Below are 19,732 nucleotides of genomic sequence, written 5' to 3' on the forward strand. Positions count from 1 at the left end.
TTGCAACTAGCAAGTTTCATGCATACTGGTTCCCAGTCCCCACACTCAGGCCACGAGCTCAGGAGAAGTGATGGCCGACCCCGAGCACTCCCGGAGCCAAGGGCCCGCTCGGCGCCCTCGGTGGAGACGAACCCTCTCTGACCGGGCAGAACGACTTTTTGCCCTGATTGTGGCCTTCTACGGCACTGCGGGGTGGCATCCTGATTTGAGAGTCGGGATAGGCCTCGCCATAGGCTCCCTGGCCGCGTCGGCATGCCTCTTGGTGCTGTCAGCACTGTCGCAGGCCCGCTCACAAAGGGGCCGCGAAGACGGTGACGAATCGTGGTCAGATGATGACGATGCGTGATGTTCTGCTGCTTTCCTCATACTTATTGCAAATTTCACATCGCTAGTCGCATACTTCAACTTCCATACAGCAAGCACTACGGGGTTCACATGAAGGAACAGCGGGGCCACGGTCGCACCGCACGCCAGGAGCTGGCGGCCGAGTTCCGGCGGTTGCGCGAGGAGAGTGCCCGCTCGGTGGGCGAGGCCGCGGTGCATCTCGACCAGCCCCCTTCTCTCGTGGTCCGGCTGGAGACCGGCACCGCCGCGCTACGCCGGGCCCACGCGATCGGCCTTCTCGATCTGTACGGCATACAGGGTGCGCCGCGCTCCTCTTTTCTGGCGAGGGTCGATGCGATGCGCTCGCGGAACTGGTGGTACCCGTACGGCGATCTGGTCACTGGAGATGTCGAGCAGATGTTGATTCTCGAGGACGAGGCCGACCTGATCCAGACCCACCAGCCAAGCCTCATACCCGGGTTGCTCCAGACAGAGCGTTACGCCTGGGAACTCATGCAGATCGCGGGCGACATCCCGTTGGACGCGGTCGAGCAGCGCCTACGGCTGCGCATGGCCCGCCAACGTGTCGTGGCGGACGAGAACGGCCCCGTCCTGAGGGTCGTGCTCGATGAGGCCGCGTTGCGCAGGCCCGTCGGGACCGCTGCGGTGATGCGGGACCAGTACGAGCGATTGCTGGAAGTCACCGAAACCGACCGGCTGAGCGTACGAGTGGTTCCGCTCAGCGCCGGACTCCACCGCGCGGTCGGATTCGCTTTTCACATTTTCGAGTCGGCGGGCAGGGAGCCCGCCGCGGTGCAGATCGAGATGCTCGACCGGGTGAGGTTCGCCGAGGACCAGGCCGAGATCGCCTCCTACATACGGGCCTTCGCCGCGGCCGGAGCCTGCGCGATGAGTGCGGAACGGTCCCGCTCGTTCCTCCTCGACCTGCTGAAGCGATGCTGAGTTCCGCCGCGGCGTCCCGTATGTGGCGGTGGCCGGCGGCAACCTGCCACCGCCACATACGGACGCTCATGAGATCAGCCCTCGGGAAGCTCGAACTGCTCGTCCTTGACACCGAGCAGGAACGCCTCCCACTCCTCATGGGTGAACGAAAGGGCCGGGCCGGCCGGGTCCTTGGAATCACGCATCATGACCGCGTCATTGGTGATCTTGACCTCGACACAGGCGTCGTTCACGCCTCCCGAGAAGCTGCTCTTTCGGTACCCCGACACCGCGGTCTTGTCCTTGCTCATGCTCGTCCTCCGACTCCCCGGGCGGCCTGGTGCAGCCCGACGAGTGCAGATTCGGCCCCCGACCTGGGCGTCCTGCCGAGACGGCCGATGGGCGTCTTCCTGAAGCGGCACTCACCGACTCTGACCATGACAAAGAAGTCAAAGGAAAGGTAAGTGATGGCGGGATCGATCGAACCGTCCCGGCCCCCGGCCGTGGCCATCCAGATCTTCGGGAACCTGGAGGTTCGTGTGAACGGCCGGCAGCTGGATCTCGGTACGGAGCAGATGCAGCGGATGCTGGTCGGCCTGCTCGCCGCAGGAGGCCGACCGGTGTCGCGAGACACGCTCCTCATATGGATCTGGGACGAGATCTGGGACACGCCGGAGAGGTTCAAAAGCCAGGTGGACGCCCTCCACCAGCTCGTAAGGAAGCTACGGCGGCGGCTGGAGTCGGTGGGCCTGCACAACACCCTGACCTGGCGCAACGGATGCTACGCGTTCGACATGGCCGTTGCCGACGTCGACCTTCACCGCTTCGCGGCGGAACTCGCGAACGCCGGGCAGGCGATGAGCGAGGACGAGGAGCAAGCGGCAGAGCTGCTGGAGGTCGCGCTGCGGCGGGTGCGAGGGGAACCACTCGCGGGCCTGAACGGCCGCAAGATCGAGGGATTCCGGGTGACCCTTGAAGAGGAAATGCTCAACGCCGAACTCACGCTCAACCAGCTCCGGATGAGGAACGACCGGCACCTCGAGCGGATCTCACAGCTCACAGCTCTGGCGGCGGAGCATCCCGACAACGAGATGGTGACCTGGCTGCTCATGCACGCCCTCTACCGCTCGGGCCGTCAGGACGACGCCCTGAAGGCCTTCCGGGACCTACGAGCGCGGCTCGTGGACCGGGACGGGCTCGACATCCTGCAGCCACTCTCGGATCTCCACGACCGCATGCTGCGCGGAGACCCGGAGCTGTGGGAGCCCGACGCGGTCGTCTTTCCGGGTGCGCGGACGGTGACACGCCCCCGATCGAGCGGTACCGCCTCCCCCTCCCCCGCAGCGGAGGAACGCGCCGAAGAGCCTGGTAGCGCCGGAGACGGGCAGGAAGAGGCGAGTGATGGCGTATCACACGGTCGGGAGCCGTCCGACCCATCGCCTGCGGCTCCGCATGCCCCGGGTACCACGGTCACCACATTCCATGGCCCGGTCGTGTCTCATGGCGTGATCGGGACCGTCCACGCCGGGTCGTTCCACCAGCACGGGTGAGCAGATGGACGACAGAGACCCCGAAGAGCCAAACGACGAGGACTCACAGGACGCCCCCGGTCCGTCATGCGAAGACGACTTCGCGCACGTACCCTCCGACAAGGCCGCGAGGCAGACCCAGCCGGACCCGGAGGCCTTCGCCTCGCTCAACCAGTTCATCTTCCACGGGAACGTGGACGCCTCCCGCGCCTTGATCGGAGCCGCCTTCAAGGGGGCGGGAGGTGAGCGCGCCCCGACCGCCGTGGTCGGCAGGATCGACGACGTCGAGATCGACGAACTGATCGACGGCTACGTCGCTCCGGACCCGCACGCCACGGCCGCGCCGGCACTGGCGAAGCAGAAGTTCGTGGTGCTGGCCGGGGCGCCCCTCATCGGGAAACGGCACGCGGCGATCAAGCTGCTGCGGGAGGTCACCCAGAAACCGTTGATCGTGCTGTCGCCCACGATCTCCCTGAGCAGGCTGGCGTCCCGCACCTACCTCAGGGGCCATGGTTACGCGGTGATCGACTGGTGCGACCCTGACCACGGCCTCGACACCGGTCGTCCGGCGAGCGAACTCGAATGGCTCGCGGTGCGAACCAATATTCGGCGGGCCGGCGCCTACTTGGTGATCACCACGGTCGACTGCACGGTCGGGGATGCGGGGAAGGCGGTTCCGGCCGTCCGGTGGGAGCCTCCGCCACCGCGACGCCTGCTCTTTCGCCGGCTCGGCGAACGCGTCGGGGCCGCCGAGATCGAGCGGACGGCGGCCCTCGTTCCGGCCGACTGCGCGGTCTCGGGCGTGCTCCGAATCGCCGAACGGCTGGCTGCCGGAAAGGACCCGCAGGCCGCGGTCGACGAGGTCCTGGATCTGGTGGATCGCGAACACGTGACGGGATGGTTCCAGCAGAAGCCGAGTCGGCGCGAGATCGTCGAGGTCGTCGTCCTCGCACTGCTGCCAGAGGTGAAGGATCGCCGCTTCGAGGAGCTGCTCGCGCGGCTGGAGGATGAGCTGGCGGCGTCCATGCCTCCGGCACAGGCTTCACCGGCGCGAGAGGACTCTCAGGAGCGGATCTCCGCCGAAGAGGCCTTGCCGCAGGTCCGTTCGGAGCGGGCCGATGCGTCCAACCTGATCGCCTCGCATTCTGGCGCCGGGGAAGAGCCTGTGACGTTCGCGCCGCGGTTCAAAGAGCCCGACTACCGCGCGCTCGTCCTGTCGGAGTTGTGGAGGCGCTTCGACAGCGGCCTGTGGAACGCCGTACGAAGCTGGCTGTATGAGGTGGTCCAGGAGATCGACCTGCGGCTGCCCGCCACCGCCGGTCTGGTCCTGCTGGCGACTGTGGCCCCGGAGGAAGTTGAAGAGCAGTACCTAGAACCGTGGTCGCGGGGCGCGATCGGCACCGCGGGCCAGCTCTGCGCCGCGTACGCGCTGTCGCACCTGGCCACCGAAGATGAGCGCTCGACCACCGCGTTGCACATCGCGACCCGCTGGGTGAGCCACGGCAACTCGTCACAACGATGGACCGCGGCACTGGTCTTCTCCGGGGAACTGGGCGCCCGCTATCCGACCGATGCCGTCCGCAGGCTCTGGCAGCTCATTCCCCAGTGCAACGACCTGAGCGTGCCCGCCGCGCTGGCCATGGGGCGGTTGTTCGCCACGCTCGTCCACGGTTCGAAAGGCGCCGCCGAGGTGATCAGGCTGCTCGGTGAGCGGCTCGCGCTGACCCGGACCGTCGGCACGACCAGGGAACTGCGCCGTCTGATCCTCACCGCGATCCGGGCGGTGCTGTCAGAACGCGATCCGGTCAGTGGCAGGCCCGCGGTGGCGCATTTCTTGATCTCCCGTCCCGACCAGGCCGTCCGCCTCGGCGCCCTGTGGGCGGCGGCGCTGAGGAACACTCACCATCGCGAGGAGGCGATGCAGGCCCTCGACAGAGCCCTGTTCTCGCTGCTCGACGTAGGCGAGGCGCGACGGCTGGCCGACGCGCTGGTCCGGGCACTCGATGCGAACGAGCAGGCCGTACTGCGGACTGAGGCGGCGCACCTGCTCCGGAACTGCCGCAAACACGGGCGGCCGACAGACCACATCCAGATCCTGATCACCGTGCTGGACGAGTTCCGCTCGGGATTCCGGCATGCCTCTGAGGAAGGGCCATGACACAGAGTTATCCGATCATCGAGGAGCGGTTCCTGCGCGAGCCGCCCAAGCGCGGGGCGTTCGGTCTGCGCGGGCGCCGCCGCGACTACGACGAGTTGCCCCGGCCGAAGGGCAACCAGGTGCTGGTGTTCTGCGTAGGTGGCAAGCACCTGGTGGACGATGGACGATTCGGTCTCGACGACGAGCGAGTCCTTGAGGCCACCAGCGTGAGCCTTGTCGATATCAGCGATCGCGTACCGGTCACGATCCAGTTGGCCATCCCGTCGAAGGACTCCAGCGAGTTCACCATCCAGGCAGCGTTCCTGTGCACGGTGACCGATCCGGAGGTGATCGTCGGGAAGGGAAAGCAGAACGTCTCGGTCTCGCTCCTTGGCTACCTTCGCGGCCACCACCGGATCTTCGAGCTGGGCCTGCCGTACGAGTTGAGCGAGATCCACGAAGTACGCCGGGACGTCAAGGCCCAGGTGCTGGCCTACACCATGAAGGCGCCGGCGCCGATTCCGGGAATGAAGGTCGTTCTCAATAGCATCGAAGTGCTCACACCGAACGAGCTGCGAGAGGTCCACGGTCGCCTGCGCAAGGGTTCCAACGACCAGCGTGTGGTCTGGCAGGAGAAGAACCATGGCCACGACCTGGAGCGGCTTCACGCGGAGCAGGCCCACCTGTTGGAACGGATGAACCTGCAGTTCGAGCGGGAGAGGGCCGACCACGACCGGAAGATGGAAGAGCAGCGGCGGCTCTTCGACGAGTGGATGGAACAGGAGATCGGGCGCCTGCGCCGGGTTCATGCCCAGCAGGAATACGCGGAACTCGCGCCCTTGTTCGGAAGCGATCCCCTCGAAGCGATGAAGTACGCGGTGGCACGCGGCGACCTGCCCGCAACGGAGATCGTCCGGGCACTGGAAGAGGCGCGGGAGCGCGACCGCGGTGACAGCCGGGAGGTGTGGCAGGAACGACTCGCCGACCAGCGCGAGCGCGACCGGGCCACGCGGGAAGAACGCCGGTGGCTCATCGAGATCCAGCAAGAAGCACGGCGCGAGGACCGCGCGGACCAACGCCTCTCCCGCCAGCACGACCGCACCGACGAACAGCATCGGCGCCAGATGGTGCAACGTGTGATCGGGAAGCTGGCCGACGCCGGCTACCTCGATGAGAACTCCCCCGACGTGCGCCTGCTCGTGCAGGGCCTCATGCAGGAACTGGTGCCTGGCTCCGGCGTCGGCGAGAAGGTGCTGGATTCCGACGCGTTGGAAGCGCGGTCTCTGGACCCTGCGGCCCCCGAGGAAGAACTGAGGGAAGAGGATGTCAACTAGGACCGACATCCCGGTGGGAACCGATCGCGCGCAGGCCCGGATCGACCCGTACCGGCCCGCTCCTCCGGACAACTCGTTCGCCCGGCGGCTGCGCGCCCTGGCGGGCGTCCGGGAGGAGATCCTGGACTGGGTTCCGGAGGAGCGCCCCCGCTACACCCGGCTCGGCGCGGTGGTCCTGGTCGCGGGCTGCCTTGCCGGTCTCTCGATGCTGGCGGCCCTGGTGAAGGTGTGGTCATTGCCATGGCCCCTACTTCTTCCGATCGCCGCGTTCTGGGGCTGGGTGATCGCGACCATCGACGGGTGGCTCGTGGCCAGCACGCATGGGACCGGCAGTCGGCTGCGGGCTTTCGTGCCCCGCCTGGTGCTGTCGGTAGTGATCGGGATCGTGATCGCCGAGCCGCTGGTCCTGCGCGTCTTCCAACCGGCGATCCATCAACAGGTACGTGAGACCCGAGCGACCGAAGTGATCGCCTACGAAAGTCTCCTGAAGACCTGCAACCGTCCCGACGGAGCCCAGGCCGATCAGGACAAGTGTGCGGATCATTTGCTGAGCGTCGCCGGGGCCCCGGAGGGGCAATGGGAAAAGTTGCGGCAGGCGCGGCGAGAGCGGGGCTGGCTGGCGGCCTCGATCGAGCGGGACAGGAAAGAGGCACGGCGACTGGGTTCACTGGCCCGGGCTGAATGCGGCGGTAGTCGCGGGGCCGAGTTCAGCGGTATCCCCGGAGTAGGGCCGAACTGCAGGGACAACCGGACTCAAAGGGACGCGTTCATTGCGACGAGCAGACTCCCCGAACGCGAGAAGCAGCTCGCTGCCCTGGACCGGACGATCGAGTCCCTGACCCAGCAGCTCGGGTCGGACACACAGGTCTACGGGCAACAGCTCACCGCTGCGATAGAGAAGAAGGTCGACGAGCGGCGCCGTGCGCAGGAGCAGATCGGTCTGCTGGAGGAACACGACGCGCTCGGCACGTTGTCGTCGCAGAGCATCCTGGTGTTCGCCGCCCCCTGGTTCCTGCGGGCGTTGCTGATCCTGGTGGACTGCCTGCCCGTTCTGATCAAGCGTTTGGGGGGCACTACGTATTACGACCATCTGGTGACCCGGCAACTCGACACAGCGCTCAACCTGCACGAGATAACCGACGGGTTGCGCCATGAATCGGGCACCATCGACAACGTCATCCGCACCAAGCAGCTCAAGCATGAGCGCGAGGCGCGGCTGAAGGAGATCGAGCGGTTCCACGAGGTGCGGGAGCAGGCCGAGCTCGACGATGATATCGATGACCTTGCCCGGCGCTTGGGATGGCAGCGCCCCGTCGCCTGACCGCGTCAGCTGGTAGAGGCGGCCGTGTGCGCCCCGGGACGGTTTCCCACGGGCCGCCTCTCTTGGTCACAGCAAGCAGACCGGACGGTCGTTGAGCCACGCCGCAACGGGATGCGGCACGTAGGTGGCAACAGCCGCAAGTGAATGCCTGCTCATGCTCGCTTGGGAGCAGGTGTTGGGCCACCACGATGGACGTGATCTTCGAAAGGGAGGTCGCGAAGTCCGCATGACCGGCGGCTCCTGTGGGCGCTGATCGCGACGTGACCGGGACGGTTCCTTCAACCGACCTTTACCTGCCGAATCGGCGGGCCGTGACTCTGGCGCGGGAGTGTGAAGGGCTACACGGGGGAGGACGCCATGACGATGCCGGGTTACCAGACCTACTCGCCGCCCGCGCCGCCTGAGCGTAAGGGGCTGGCGGTCGCGTCTCTGGTGCTCGGAGTCGCCGGACTGCCCGCGCTGATGCTGTGTGGTGTCGGACTGGTCCTGGGGGTGGCGGGGCTCATCCTGGGGGTCGTCGCGGCCGTGCGGGGTGGCGGGCGCAATATCGCCGTGATGGGGATCGTTTGTTCGGTCGTGACTTTGGTCATAGGCGGGGTGGCGATCTTCTTTTTGCTCAGCAAGGCCGCGGAATGTGCTGATGCGGGGCGGTATCCCGACGAGTCGGCGCGGCGATTGTGCGTCGAACGGGAGTTTCCGTTCGCCCGGCACACCGAGACACCGTGATCATTCGGCGAGGGCTCGGACGGCTTCCTCGTCCAGGGCCGACGCGTACACCCGGACGTCGTCCAGGAGGCCACTGAGGCCCGGTTTGCCGGGTTCGCCTCCCAGGTAGATCGGTCCGCCGGGCGTGACGACCGCGTGTTCCAGCGGGACGGCCACATCGAGCTTGCCGTTGATGTAGAGGAACATGCCGCCGGTGTCGACCACGAACGTCACGTGCGCCCATGCGCCTTCGGCCAGGACGGCGCGACTGTCCATGTATTCGGGCCCCTTGACCGTGAACAGCTGGACGCGCAGGCGCTGGGCGTCGGGATAGAGCCACATGCCGATGCCGCGGGCGTCGTGTTCGGCGACCGGTTTGTAGAGGAGCCCACGCCATTCTCCGGTCGGGGCCGCGGTCACGTTGACGAAGAAGGCCAGGCTGAACCCGAAGACCTGGCTCAGGACCAGCTGGGGGGCCGCCTGGACGACGGCCCGCCCGTTCCCGTCCACGCTGAGCGCCTCGCCGTCGCGGCCGGGCACGATCTCGGCGTCCCCGTCCAGTGCCGCGGGCAGCCCCCCGCCGGTCGTGTCGTTCACCCGTGGCCCGTCGAGGTCCGTGACATCGAACGTCCAGTGCGCGATGAGCATGGCATCACCCCGGGTTGTGATCCCTCCACGTTTTCAGCGCACCGCCATCGAGGCAAGGCCCGAAATTGGACGTGCGGTCAGTACAGCGGAAGGTGGGCGGAGAGGTCGGCCCGCGAGCCACTGGCGCGGACCCGGCCGTTCTCCAGAGCGTCCGTCCAGGTCAGACGCCCGGTCGCCAGCGAAATCCAGGTGATCGCGTCCATCTCCACCACATTGGGCGGGGTTCCCCGGGTATGGTGCGGGCCGTCGATGCACTGCACCGCGGCGTGTGGCGGGACCCGGACCTCCACCGAACGGCCGGGCGCGAGTTCGGCGAGCCGGTCGAGCAGGAACCTCACGGCCCCCTTGACGACCGGCCGGGCGGGCTCGGCGGCACCCGCGTCATAGGCCGCCAGGACGGTGTCGAGCGCGGTGCGGCGAAGCGACCGGGGCTCGTCGTCGCCGGCGTGCGGATCGAGGCCGAGCTCGGCACGCTGCTCGTCCAGCACGGAACGGGTGAGGCGGTTACGCGACATCGGCACCGAGGTTAGCGCGTCGCTTCCGGTGGCCGTCCGGCCACCTCACCCGCCACAATCGGACGTCACCCGGTAGAAAGGGACCGGCGACGACACGGGGGCGAAGAGCAAGGATCGGGGGGCCCGCCGGAACGAGGTCCCGGCGGGAGAACACGGAGGTTCGTTAGATGGCCGAGGCTCTGCCCCTGCAGCCCGGTGATCCGCGGCAGCTCGGCGACTACGAGATCATCGGCCGGCTCGGCGTGGGCGAACAGGGCGCCGTCTTCCTGGGCCGCAGCCCAGCGGGCGGCACCGTCGCGGTGAAGCTGCTGCACCTGCGGCTCAGCGGCGAGCCCGCCGCGCGGGCGCGGTTCGCCGGCGCGTTCGCCGCGGCCCGGCGGGTCAGCGGTTTCTGCACGGCCGCGATCATCGACGCCGACGTGGAGAGCGACCGCCCGTACGTGGTGAGCGAGTACGTCGGCGGTCCGTCGCTGCACCGGCTGGTCACCGAGGAGGGCCCGCGCGGCGGCGCCGTGACCGAACGGCTTGCGGCCGGCATGGCGGTCGCCCTCGCGGCCGCCCACCGCGCCGGGGCGGTGCATCACGACTTCAAGCCCGGCAACGTCCTGCTCGGCAGGGACGGGCCCCGCGTCACCGATCTCGGCGTCGCGCGGGCGCTGGAGGCGGTCACCGCCGCCCCGACCGGCCGCGTCACCGATGATCCTTCCTACAAGGCCCCCGAACAGCTCCGCGGGGTGGGCATCGGCCCCGCGGCCGACATCTTCGCCTGGGGCGCCACTCTGCTGTTCGCGGTGACCGGTTCGGCTCCGTTCGGTGAAGACTCCCAGTCGGAGGTGATGCAGCGCATCGTCTACGACGAGCCCGATCTTTCCGCGCTTCCCGAGTCCCTGCGCGAGGTGGTGGGCGACGCGCTGGCCAAGGAGCCGGACGACCGGCCCGCCGCGCGCGACGTTCTCGACCGGCTGGTCGGGACGGAGGGGACGTTGGCCGACCGGCTGCCGGACCGGATGGTGACCGAGGGGCGTGCTCTCGCGGCCGCCAGCGCTCCGGTCCCCGGGCCCGCGCCGGCGGGGCCTGCCGCGCCCCGTTCCCAGCCCACGATCACGGTGCGGCCCCCGATCTCCGTTCCGCCTGCTCTGCGGAACGAGATGGAGGTCACCAGACCCGAAAGCCCCGCCGGGGCCCCGGCGGGGAAGGCGGCTCGTGTGGGCCAGGCGGAGGAGGTCCCTCCGGGCGTACGGTCGGACGAGGCGACCCAGGCCATGCCCGCCGTCCCGGCACATCCCCAAGCGCTCCCGCCCGCCCGTCCGCCGACGCCCCCAGCAGGCCCGGGAAGCCCAGCAGGCCCGGCCGCTCCGGGAGGCCCGGGAAGCCCGGCCCCGGCAGGCCCGGGAAGCCCGGCAGGCCCGGCCTCCCCAAGAAACCCCGCCGGCCCGGGGAGCCCGGGAGGCCTGGCCGGCCCGCTGTCCCTCCCCGCGGCCATCCCCGCTCCCGCCGAGTCTTCCGAACGGGTCCCGCACCTCATCCCCGGTATGGACACCGGCGCCCAGCGGCAGCTTCCAGACGACGACCAACGCCACCACACGGCGGTCTTGGCGGCTCCCCCGGTCTCGCGGATGCCGCGCATGCCGAGGTTCCGGCGACCCGACAACCACGTGCTCGGCGTCGCGGCCTCGCTGACCATCGGTGTCCTGGTCGGCATCGCGATCATCGCTTTGGTGCTGTGGCCGCAGCTCAAGGGTGACTCCGACGACTCGCCGCAGACAAGGCCGGCGAACGACGACCGCCCGGTGTCGACGATCCCCGCGTCCTTCGCGGGCACCTGGAAGGGCACCGCCGTCAACGCCAGGAGCTCCGCCTCGTTCCCCATCGAGGTGACGTTCCAGGCCGGCAACAAGGTCGCGCAGGCCCGGCTCAACAACAACTGCGTCGGCACGCTGACGCTCACCAGCGGGACGACGCAGCGCCTGGAGATGTCCCTGACCGTGGCCAAGCCCTGCACGAGCGGCAATGTACGGGTCGTGCGCCAGCCTGACGGCACGCTGCAGTACGCGTGGATGCACCAGCCCGGGGCCGACCCCGGTTACCAGGGCAAGCTCAGAAAGGCCTGATCGAGGAGACGCCGCCCGAGCTCGACCGAATTGTCTGGTCTAGCTGCAGATATCGGGACGCATCCAATAAGGTACCCCCTTGTCGGTTCCCCCTGGATCATGGTCGCACCGCCCGTGCCCCCGCTCGTGGCCGCGACAGAAGGAGTCCCTCGTGCGGGCTGTCCCCCGAAGGCTGCTGATCACCGGCGCGGTCGTGTCCTGCGCCGCCACGGCCGCCGTGTTCCCCGTGCTTGCCGACCCCGACCACTCGGCCCTCGTTCAGGTCACCGCCGCAGAGGGCACGCCGATTCCGGGCAAGTACATCGTCACCCTGAAGGACGGCGCCTCGACCGCAGCGGCCGCTCAGCAGGTCAAGGCCGCCGCGGTGGAACGATTCGACGGCGTGCTCAACGGCTTCGCCGCCAAGCTCGACTCCACCCAGCTCGACAAGCTCCGCCGCGACAGCCGCGTGGTCGCGATCGAGCAGGACCAGATCGTCAAGATCAGTGAGGGCGGCACCCAGCGCCGGCCGCTGCCGTGGGGCCTGGACCGGATCGACCAGCGCAAGCGCCCGCTCTCCGGCTCCTACCGGTACAACAGCGTCGCCCGCGGCATCCACGCGTACGTGATCGACACCGGGATCGACGTCAAGCATCCCCAGTTCGAGGGGCGGGCGTCGATCGTCTGGAAGGCCGCGCAGTACCCGAACGGCGCCGACTGCAACGGCCACGGCACGCACGTCGCGGGCATCATCGGGTCGAAGCGGTACGGCGTCGCCAAGAAGGTCAAGCTCCGTGCGCTGCGGGTGCTGGGCTGCGACGGCACGGGCCCGATGTCCAACGTCGTGGCCGCCGTCAGATGGCTGCGCGGCCACGCCGTCAAGCCCGCGGTCGCCAACATCTCGGTCGGCGGCCCGAAGTCCCCGGCGCTCAACACCGCCGTCGCCAACCTCTCCCGTTCCGGTGTCTTCGTCGCCGTCGCTGCCGGCAACGACGACAAGCCGGCGTGCCACACCTCTCCCGCCGGCGCCGCCGGGGTCGTGACGGTCGGCGCGACCAACGCCTCCGACCGCCGCGCGGACTTCTCCAACTACGGCAAGTGCGTGGACATCAACGCGCCGGGCGTGGGCGTGCCCTCCACCTGGCCGGGCAACGGTCGCGAGGTACTCGACGGCACTTCGATGGCGGCTCCGTACGTGTCCGGTGTGGCCGCGATGTTCCTGGTGAGCCGACCCAAGGCGAGCTTCGCCCAAATCGAACGGTGGCTGAAGACCAACGCGACCCAAGGGCGTATCAAGGGTCTGCGCAACGGCACGCCGAACAAGCTTCTTTTCAAGGTGAGAGTGTGAACCGGCTCACATAAGATGGCCCGGCTTCCATGTGGCGCCCCGCTTCCGGGACCGGCGGGCACCGCAGCCCCGCCAGGGGTTTAATCTTGGCGAGGCAACGAACGTTCTTTCCAGCTCATTGGCATTCGGTCGGTGACTCGCCTCGGCTAGACGGGCAGTCTGGCCGAACCCGCCGAGTCCCGCGCGATGCCACGCGGGAGCCGGGGACCCACATGTCGGACGACCCGACCGGGGTGAATCCGGATTCGCAGCCAGCGGATCCGGTAGGGCGACCTCTAGCCCGAACCCGTCAGCTAACCCGGTAGGCGATCGAGGAGAGGAGATACGTGGAGACCCCGACCTCCACCCGCTGGCGCCGCGTACGGCTCGCCCTTGTGGCCGTGGCCGGCGTCGTGCCGTTGGTGGCGAGCGCCACGGTCACCGGTCCGGCGGCGCAGGCCGATCCCGGCGACAGCGGCCGCGTGAGCAGGCTGAACGACCAGATCGAGAAGCTGGACAAAGCGTACGGCGGCGACCTGGCCAAGCTGAAGGACACCCAGCACGAGGTCAGGGAGGCCCTCAAGAAGGCCCAGGACCTCAAGCAGGATCTGGCCGTGGCACGCGGGCTGGTCGCCCAGATCGCCGCCTCCCAGTACATGACGGGCGGCGCCGACCCCTCCGTGGCCGTGCTGGCCGACGACGACCCCTCCACGTACCTCAACAACGCCTCACTGGTCAGCCACGTAGCCCAGAACCAGGCCGCCAAGGTCCGCCAGATCCAGCAACTCGTCGCGCAACAGGAACAGGCCCGGACCGAGGCCCAGAATAAGATCAAGCAACTGGAGAAGCAGATCAAGGATCTGCTCAAGGAGAAGGCGCGCGTCAAGGCCCTCCTGAAGAAGTACAAGCCCGAGTCGCCCAGCGTCGGCATGAACGGCGTCACGCCCCGGATGAAAAAGGTCCACGACATCCTGGACGTGGAGTTCGGCCCGTACCCGACCATCGGCTGCGTACGCTCCACCGGCGACCCCCAAGACCACGGCACCGGCCACGCCTGCGACTTCATGGTCACCACCGGAGGCCGAATGGCCACCGGCAGCGCCCAAACCCTGGGCGACCGCACCGCCGCGTACGCCATCGCCAACGCCAGCAAGCTAGGCATCAAGTACGTGATCTGGCGCCAGCGCATCTACGACATGCGCAGCCCCGGCTGGAACTCCATGAGCAACCGAGGCGGCGTAACCGCCAACCACTACGACCACGTACACATCTCAGTCTTCTAGCAAGCTCCCCGCACACATCCGAAAGCACGGCAAGACGTCCGGCATAGCCGGAGACCCCGCCCGCAGCTCGACGTGAGGGCCGCACACCCGAAGCGCGGCGTGGGTGAACGGGTAGCACAGCACAAGCGAAGCGCGGTGTGGAAGCGCCGTGCTGCAGACGCGGCGCGGGTGCACTGCGGGTGCGATGTCGACGTGGTGCAGACGCGGCGTGGACAGCGCGACGCAGCGTGGCTGAGGCACGGCACAGGCGAAGCACGATGCGGGTGCGGTGCGGACGCGCGTGATCAGACGCGGTGTGGACGCGGTGGGACGGTGCGGTGCGCGGACGGTGCGGTGTGCAGACGGCGCGGCATGCGGGCGGTGCGGTGTGGACGCGACGCCGCGTGGAGGCGACGAGCGCAGACGAAGCCAGCGCGGGCGCAGGTGGACGCGCGACACAGCCGAAGCGCTGTGCGGGCGCGGTGCGGGCGGCGCGGCACGCAGACGCGCGGCACGCAGACGGCGCGTAGTGCAGGCGCGGTGTGCTGACAGCGCGACATGCGCGCGGTGCGGTGTGGACGCGACGCCGCGTGGACGCGACGAGCGCAGACGAAGCCAGCGCGGGCGCAGGTGGACGCGCGACACAGCCGAAGCGCTGTGCGGGCGCGGTGCGGGCGGCGCGGCACGCAGACGCGCGGCACGCAGACGGCGCGTAGTGCAGGCGCGGTGTGCAGACGGCGCGGCATGCGGGCGGTGTGGTGTGGACGCGACGAGCGCAGATGGAGCTGGCGCGGGGCGCAGGTGGTGAGGCGCGGTACAGCCGAAGCGCTGTGCGGGTGCGGTGCGGGCGGCGCGGGGTGCGGGCGGCGTTGCCGGGCCCGGTCGGCGGCCGGGCCCGGCGGGTCGCCGGGGCTCCACGCACGTGCAGGTGGTGCCGGGGTGGACAGGCATCCGGCACCACCTGCGGCGAGGCGCGGCGTTATTGCTCAGTCGTCGTGCTTGTCCTTCTTCTTGTCCCAGCCCTTGTCCTTGTACTTGTGGACCGGTTCACCGTTGAAGTAACCGCCGTAGCAGACGTAGTCATCTCCGACGGGCAGGACCGAGCCGCCCTTCTCCTTGCACAGCCAGCCCGGGACGCCCGGGTCGGCAGTGGCCGGCCCGGCGCCGGCAAGGCCGGCGGTTGCTGCGGCGGCACAGGTGGCCGCCAGCATGAGGAGACGCTTCACAAGTTTCTCCAATCACGTTCTGTGAGTGAATAAGTACCGAACGTCACCAATAATGCCCCGGCGCTGTCAGTAAAAACTCGCCCTTACCCCAGGAAACAGGCAAGGACGGCAAACACTGGGTACCGACATGGAAGAGCGCCCGGACACCCTGTTTCGGGGCCCGGGCGCTCGACTCGTTCGGGTGGGTCAGTCGGCGTAGCTGGGAAGCGTGCGCTCGTGGGCCTCGCGCAGCTCCGCGAGGGGGATGGAGAACAGCTCCTGCGTGTCGCCGTGTCCGGCGACGGTGAGGGAGTCACCGCCGGTGACGCCGATCTGGGTGACCGGGACACCGGCCTGCTCGCAGAGGGCCGCGAGGCGGGCCTCGCCGCCGGGGCGGATCGCCACGACGGCGCGGGCCACGGACTCGCTGAAGAGCGCCACAAACGGGTCGCCCGGAAGGGTGATCCGGGCGCCCAGGCCGCCGCGCAGGCAGGACTCGACGAGGGTCTGGGACAGGCCGCCGTCGGAGATGTCGTGCGAGGCCGTCAGGAGTCCTTCGCGGGCCGCGTTGACCAGGACCGACGCCAGCGCGGCCTCGGCGGCCAGATCGACCAGGGGCGGGAGGCCGCCCAGGTGGTCGTAGACCACGTGAGCCCACTCCGAGCCGCCGAACTCCTCGCGGGTCTCGCCGAGGAGCGCGATGGTGGCGCCTTCGGAGGTGAACGACATGTTCACGCGGCGCCGGACGTCGTCGTGGACGCCGAGGACGCCGATGACCGGAGTCGGGTTGATCGGCGTGGCACCGGTCTGGTTGTAGAAGCTGACGTTGCCGCCGGTGACCGGGATGCCCAGGTATTGGCAGGCGTCGGCGAGCCCTTCGACCGCGCGCGCGAACTGCCACATGACGCCCGGGTCTTCCGGGGAGCCGAAGTTGAGGCAGTTGGTGACGGCGAGGGGCCGGGCGCCGGTCGACGCGACGTTGCGGTACGCCTCGGACAGCGCCAGCTGAGCACCGGAGTAGGGGTCGAGACGCGTGTAACGGCCGTTGCCATCGAGGGAGAGGGCGATGCCGAGGCCGCTCTCGTCGTCGATGCGGACGACGCCCGCGTCTTCGGGCATGGCCAGGACCGTGTTGCCGAGGACGTACCGGTCGTACTGCGACGTCACCCAGGTCTTGCTGGCCAGGTTGGGCGAGCCCGCGAGCCACAGAACGGTGTTGCGCAGGTCGTCGGCGTTGGCGGGACGGGCCAGACGTCCGGGCGTGTCGGCCTGGAGCGAGCCGAGGTCGGCGGGCGGCTCGTACGGCCGCTCGTAGACCGGTCCCTCGTCGGCGGCGGTGCCCGGCGGGATGTCGACGATCGTCTCGCCGCGCCAGGTCATCACCAGGCGGCCGGTGTCGGTGACCGAGCCGATCACGGTGGCCGGGATCTCCCACCTGCCGCAGATCTCCATGAAGCGGTCGACCTTGTCCGGCGAGACCACCGCCATCATGCGTTCCTGCGACTCGCTCATGAGGATCTCCTCGGGGAGGAGCGTCGCGTCGCGCAGCGGGACGGAGTCGAGCTCGACGTGCATGCCGCCGGTGCCCGCCGCGGCCAGCTCGGTGGTGGCGCAGGACACGCCGGCGGCGCCGAGGTCCTGGATGCCGACCACGAGGTCCTCGCGGAACAGCTCCAGGCAGCACTCGATGAGCAGCTTCTCCATGAACGGGTCGCCGACCTGCACGCTCGGGCGCTTGGCCTGGGACTCGTCGTCGAACGTCGCGGAGGCGAGCACGGAGGCGCCGCCGATACCGTCGGGGCCGGTGCCGGCGCCGAAAAGGATCACCCGGTTGCCCGGGCCTGGGGCGACCGCACGCTTGATGTCCTCGTGCTTCATCACGCCCACGCAGAGCGCGTTGACGAGCGGGTTCTGCGCGTAGCAGGCGTCGAAGACGGTCTCGCCGCCGATATTGGGCAGGCCGAGCGAGTTGCCGTAGCCGCCGACCCCGGCCACCACGCCCGGGAGCACCCGGTGGGTGTCGGGCGCGTCGGCCGGGCCGAAGCGCAGCGAGTCCATGACGGCGACCGGCCGGGCGCCCATCGACATGATGTCGCGGACGATGCCGCCGACGCCGGTGGCCGCGCCCTGGTAGGGCTCGACGTACGAGGGGTGGTTGTGCGACTCCACCTTGAAGGTGACCGCCCAGCCGTGGCCCACGTCGACGACGCCGGCGTTCTCGCCCATGCCGACGAGCAGGGCGTCGGTCTTGGGCGCCTTGTCACCGAACTGGCGCAGGTGCACCTTGGAACTCTTGTACGAGCAGTGCTCGCTCCACATGACCGAGTAGATCGCCAGCTCGGCCGAGGTGGGACGGCGGCCCAGGATGTCGCGGACCCGCCGGTACTCCTCCTCCTTCATGCCGAGCTCGGCGAACGGCTGCGGCCGGTCCGGCGTCGCGGTCGCGGCCGCGACGGTGTCGGTCTCGTACACCACGGGCGGCGTCATGTCCGCCGGCGTGCGGACCGCGGGCTGCTCGCCCGTGTCGGCGGGCGGAACGGCGGTCTCCTCGGTCGTCGCCGCGGCGACCAAGGCCGCGTCCGCGTCCGACAGAGAGGGCTTGGGCGGCTCGGCGTTGGCGAGACCGGTCAGCGCGGCGAGCGCGTCGTCGGGCTGAGCGGGCGTCTCCGCCTCCCGGCCCCCAGGTGTCCCGCTCTCCCCGTGGAGAGCCTGTGCGGCCGCCTGAGCGTCCCCTGCGCCCACCTGGGCGTGCTCCCCGGACGCCTGAGCATCTTGCTCGGACGCGCGGCCCGCCTGCCTTGACGCCTGAACGCCCTGGCCGGGCGCCTGAACGGCCTGCCCGGAAGTGTCGGTGGCCTGCCCGGACGGCTGAGGCTCCTCGGTGGCGTGAGGCGGCTGACCAGGCGCATGAGAAGCCTGGCCGGAGGTCTGAGCGACCTCTCCCGCCGCGTGGCTGGCTTGGCCGGATGTGTGAGCGGCCTCCCCAGGAGCCTGAGAGATCTGCCCGGAGGCGTGAGCGGCCTGCCCAGACGTGTCACCGGTCTGGCCAGACGCCTGAACGGGCTGGCCGGGAGCTTGAGGGGTCTGGCCGGAGGCGTGGGTGGTCTGTTCGGGTGTGTGGGCGGGCTCGCCGGATGGCTGCGCGGCTTGGCCGGGAGCGTGAGCTCCCTGCCCGAAGGCATGACCGGCCTGCCCAGACGTGTCACCGGCCTGGCCAGGCGCCTGAACGGCCTGGCCGGGAGCTTGAGGGGTCTGGCCGGAAGCGTGGGCGGCCTGTCCAGACGTGTCACCGGCCTGGCTGGAGGTGTGGGCGGCCTGGCCGGGAGCTTGAGGGGTCTGGCCGGAGGCGTGGGCAGGCTTAACGGCCTCCCCGGTGGGCTCTGCTGGTGGGATCGGGATGCCCTCGGAGGCGGGGACGGGCGGGATGGGGCCGGTGCCGGCGGCGGCCTCGGCTTCGGCCTCCTCCGCTATGGCCTCGAAGGCCTGGGTGACGGAGGGGTCGACGGGCTGCAGCTCGGGGTCGTCGGCGTCCGACTTGAGGTCGGCGAGCCACTCCAGGCTCGGCTCGTCCTCCCGCGAACGGGAACGTCCCTCGCCGGACGTGCTGGGCGGCTGCTCGCTCATGCGCTGACCAGTCTCTTGACGATCGAGGTGAAGAAGCCGAGCCCGTCGGTGGACGGGCCGGTGAGGGATTCCACGGCGTGCTCGGGGTGGGGCATGAGGCCGACCACGTTGCCGGCCTCGTTGCAGATGCCGGCGATGTCGTCGAGCGAGCCGTTGGGGTTGAGGTCGAGGTAACGGGCCACGATCCGGCCGCTCTCCTCCAGCTCCTTGAGGGTGGCGGGGTCGGCGGTGAAGCGGCCGTCCCGGTTCTTGATGGGCACGACGAGCTCCTGGCCCTCACGGTATTCGGAGGTCCACGAGGTCTCCGCGTTCTCCACACGGAGCCGCTGGTCGCGGCAGACGAAGTGCAGTCCGGCGTTGGGCAGCAGGGCGCCCGGCAGCAGGTGCGACTCGCACAGCACCTGGAAGCCGTTGCAGATGCCGAGCACGGGCAGGCCGTCGCCCGCGGCGGCCACCAGCTCGGTCATGATCGGCGCGAACCGTGAGATCGCCCCCGCCCGCAGGTAGTCCCCGTAGGAGAACCCTCCGGGAAGCACGACGGCGTCCACGCCCTGCAGGTCGTGGTCGGCGTGCCACAGCGCCACCGGCTCGGCTCCGGCGAGTCGTACGGCCCGTGCGGCGTCCCGGTCGTCTAGCGAACCAGGGAAGGTGATGACCCCTACCCGGGCAGCGTCCATTTGCTCTGTTCCTCCGAAAAGAGGGCCGCCGGCACCAGGCGGCACACCGGCCGCCGGTTCCAGCTCCCTGACGGGTGTCAAGCCCCGCCTCG

The 19,732-nt window shown here is 69.3% G+C and carries 15 protein-coding genes and 1 riboswitch; of the genes, 9 read left to right on the forward strand and 6 right to left on the reverse strand.

Annotated elements, in window-relative coordinates:
- Positions 1–435 precede the first annotated feature (435 nt).
- Positions 436–1,287 carry a helix-turn-helix domain-containing protein gene (locus tag ABD333_RS32365; protein ID WP_344546340.1) on the forward strand — a complete coding sequence of 284 codons (852 nt, stop codon included), beginning with the start codon at positions 436–438 and terminating at the stop codon, positions 1,285–1,287.
- Positions 1,288–1,361: 74 nt separating this feature from the next.
- Here ABD333_RS32365 and ABD333_RS32370 read toward each other — a convergent pair whose 3' ends face one another.
- A complete protein-coding gene (locus ABD333_RS32370; protein ID WP_344546341.1) occupies positions 1,362–1,577 on the reverse strand; it encodes a DUF397 domain-containing protein in 216 nt (71 codons plus the stop codon).
- A 156-nt stretch (positions 1,578–1,733) separates the two neighbouring features.
- Here ABD333_RS32370 and ABD333_RS32375 point away from each other — a divergent pair, with 156 nt between their 5' ends.
- The 5 genes from ABD333_RS32375 (at position 1,734) to ABD333_RS32395 (ending at position 8,313) form a co-directional block, all read left to right on the forward strand.
- Positions 1,734–2,816: an AfsR/SARP family transcriptional regulator gene (locus ABD333_RS32375; protein ID WP_344546342.1), complete on the forward strand. Its 1,083-nt coding sequence runs from the start codon at positions 1,734–1,736 to the stop codon at positions 2,814–2,816.
- Positions 2,817–2,820: 4 nt separating this feature from the next.
- Complete coding sequence (locus tag ABD333_RS32380) at positions 2,821–4,953, forward strand: hypothetical protein (protein WP_344546343.1); 2,133 nt, start codon at positions 2,821–2,823, stop codon at positions 4,951–4,953.
- The gene (locus tag ABD333_RS32385) at positions 4,950–6,266 is read left to right on the forward strand and encodes a hypothetical protein (RefSeq protein ID WP_344546344.1); all 1,317 of its coding nucleotides are present in this window, start codon (positions 4,950–4,952) and stop codon (positions 6,264–6,266) included. Before ABD333_RS32380 ends, ABD333_RS32385 begins: the two co-directional genes overlap by 4 nt.
- Before the next feature lie 13 nt (positions 6,267–6,279).
- Complete coding sequence (locus tag ABD333_RS32390; RefSeq protein ID WP_344546345.1) at positions 6,280–7,587, forward strand: DUF4407 domain-containing protein; 1,308 nt, start codon at positions 6,280–6,282, stop codon at positions 7,585–7,587.
- 357 nt (positions 7,588–7,944) lie between these two features.
- Positions 7,945–8,313, forward strand: a complete 369-nt coding sequence (locus ABD333_RS32395) for a DUF4190 domain-containing protein (RefSeq protein ID WP_344546346.1) — start codon at positions 7,945–7,947, stop codon at positions 8,311–8,313.
- On the opposite strand, the gene ABD333_RS32400 is transcribed toward ABD333_RS32395, so the two are convergent.
- Together ABD333_RS32400 and ABD333_RS32405 are read right to left on the reverse strand one after the other, a co-directional pair.
- Positions 8,314–8,940, reverse strand: a complete 627-nt coding sequence (locus tag ABD333_RS32400; protein ID WP_344546347.1) for a LamG domain-containing protein — start codon at positions 8,938–8,940, stop codon at positions 8,314–8,316.
- Positions 8,941–9,017: 77 nt separating this feature from the next.
- Entirely contained in the window at positions 9,018–9,455 is a 438-nt protein-coding gene (locus ABD333_RS32405) for a sterol carrier family protein (protein ID WP_344546348.1), read from the reverse strand.
- A 167-nt stretch (positions 9,456–9,622) separates the two neighbouring features.
- Between ABD333_RS32405 and ABD333_RS32410 the strand changes: the two genes are divergently transcribed.
- The 3 genes from ABD333_RS32410 (at position 9,623) to ABD333_RS32420 (ending at position 14,155) form a co-directional block, all read left to right on the forward strand.
- Complete coding sequence (locus ABD333_RS32410; protein WP_344546349.1) at positions 9,623–11,566, forward strand: serine/threonine protein kinase; 1,944 nt, start codon at positions 9,623–9,625, stop codon at positions 11,564–11,566.
- A gap of 151 nt (positions 11,567–11,717) precedes the next feature.
- Positions 11,718–12,893, forward strand: coding sequence for a S8 family peptidase (locus ABD333_RS32415; protein WP_344546350.1), 1,176 nt, complete (start codon positions 11,718–11,720; stop codon positions 12,891–12,893).
- Between the two features lie 160 nt (positions 12,894–13,053).
- Positions 13,054–13,217: riboswitch (cyclic di-AMP (ydaO/yuaA leader) on the forward strand.
- A gap of 2 nt (positions 13,218–13,219) precedes the next feature.
- A complete protein-coding gene (locus ABD333_RS32420) occupies positions 13,220–14,155 on the forward strand; it encodes a coiled-coil domain-containing protein (RefSeq protein ID WP_344546351.1) in 936 nt (311 codons plus the stop codon).
- A 965-nt stretch (positions 14,156–15,120) separates the two neighbouring features.
- Here ABD333_RS32420 and ABD333_RS32425 read toward each other — a convergent pair.
- The 3 genes from ABD333_RS32425 to purQ all read right to left on the reverse strand — a co-directional run bounded on the left by ABD333_RS32425 (position 15,121) and on the right by purQ (position 19,640).
- Complete coding sequence (locus ABD333_RS32425) at positions 15,121–15,360, reverse strand: hypothetical protein (RefSeq protein WP_344546352.1); 240 nt, start codon at positions 15,358–15,360, stop codon at positions 15,121–15,123.
- 186 nt (positions 15,361–15,546) lie between these two features.
- Positions 15,547–17,826 carry a phosphoribosylformylglycinamidine synthase subunit PurL gene (gene purL, locus ABD333_RS32430; RefSeq protein WP_344546600.1) on the reverse strand — a complete coding sequence of 760 codons (2,280 nt, stop codon included), beginning with the start codon at positions 17,824–17,826 and terminating at the stop codon, positions 15,547–15,549.
- 1,133 nt (positions 17,827–18,959) lie between these two features.
- Positions 18,960–19,640, reverse strand: a complete 681-nt coding sequence (gene purQ, locus ABD333_RS32435) for a phosphoribosylformylglycinamidine synthase subunit PurQ (protein WP_344546353.1) — start codon at positions 19,638–19,640, stop codon at positions 18,960–18,962.
- Between the last annotated feature and the right edge of the window lie 92 nt (positions 19,641–19,732).

The sequence above is a fragment of the Actinomadura fulvescens genome, from assembly GCF_039533225.1.
Lineage (GTDB): Bacteria > Actinomycetota > Actinomycetes > Streptosporangiales > Streptosporangiaceae > Spirillospora > Spirillospora fulvescens.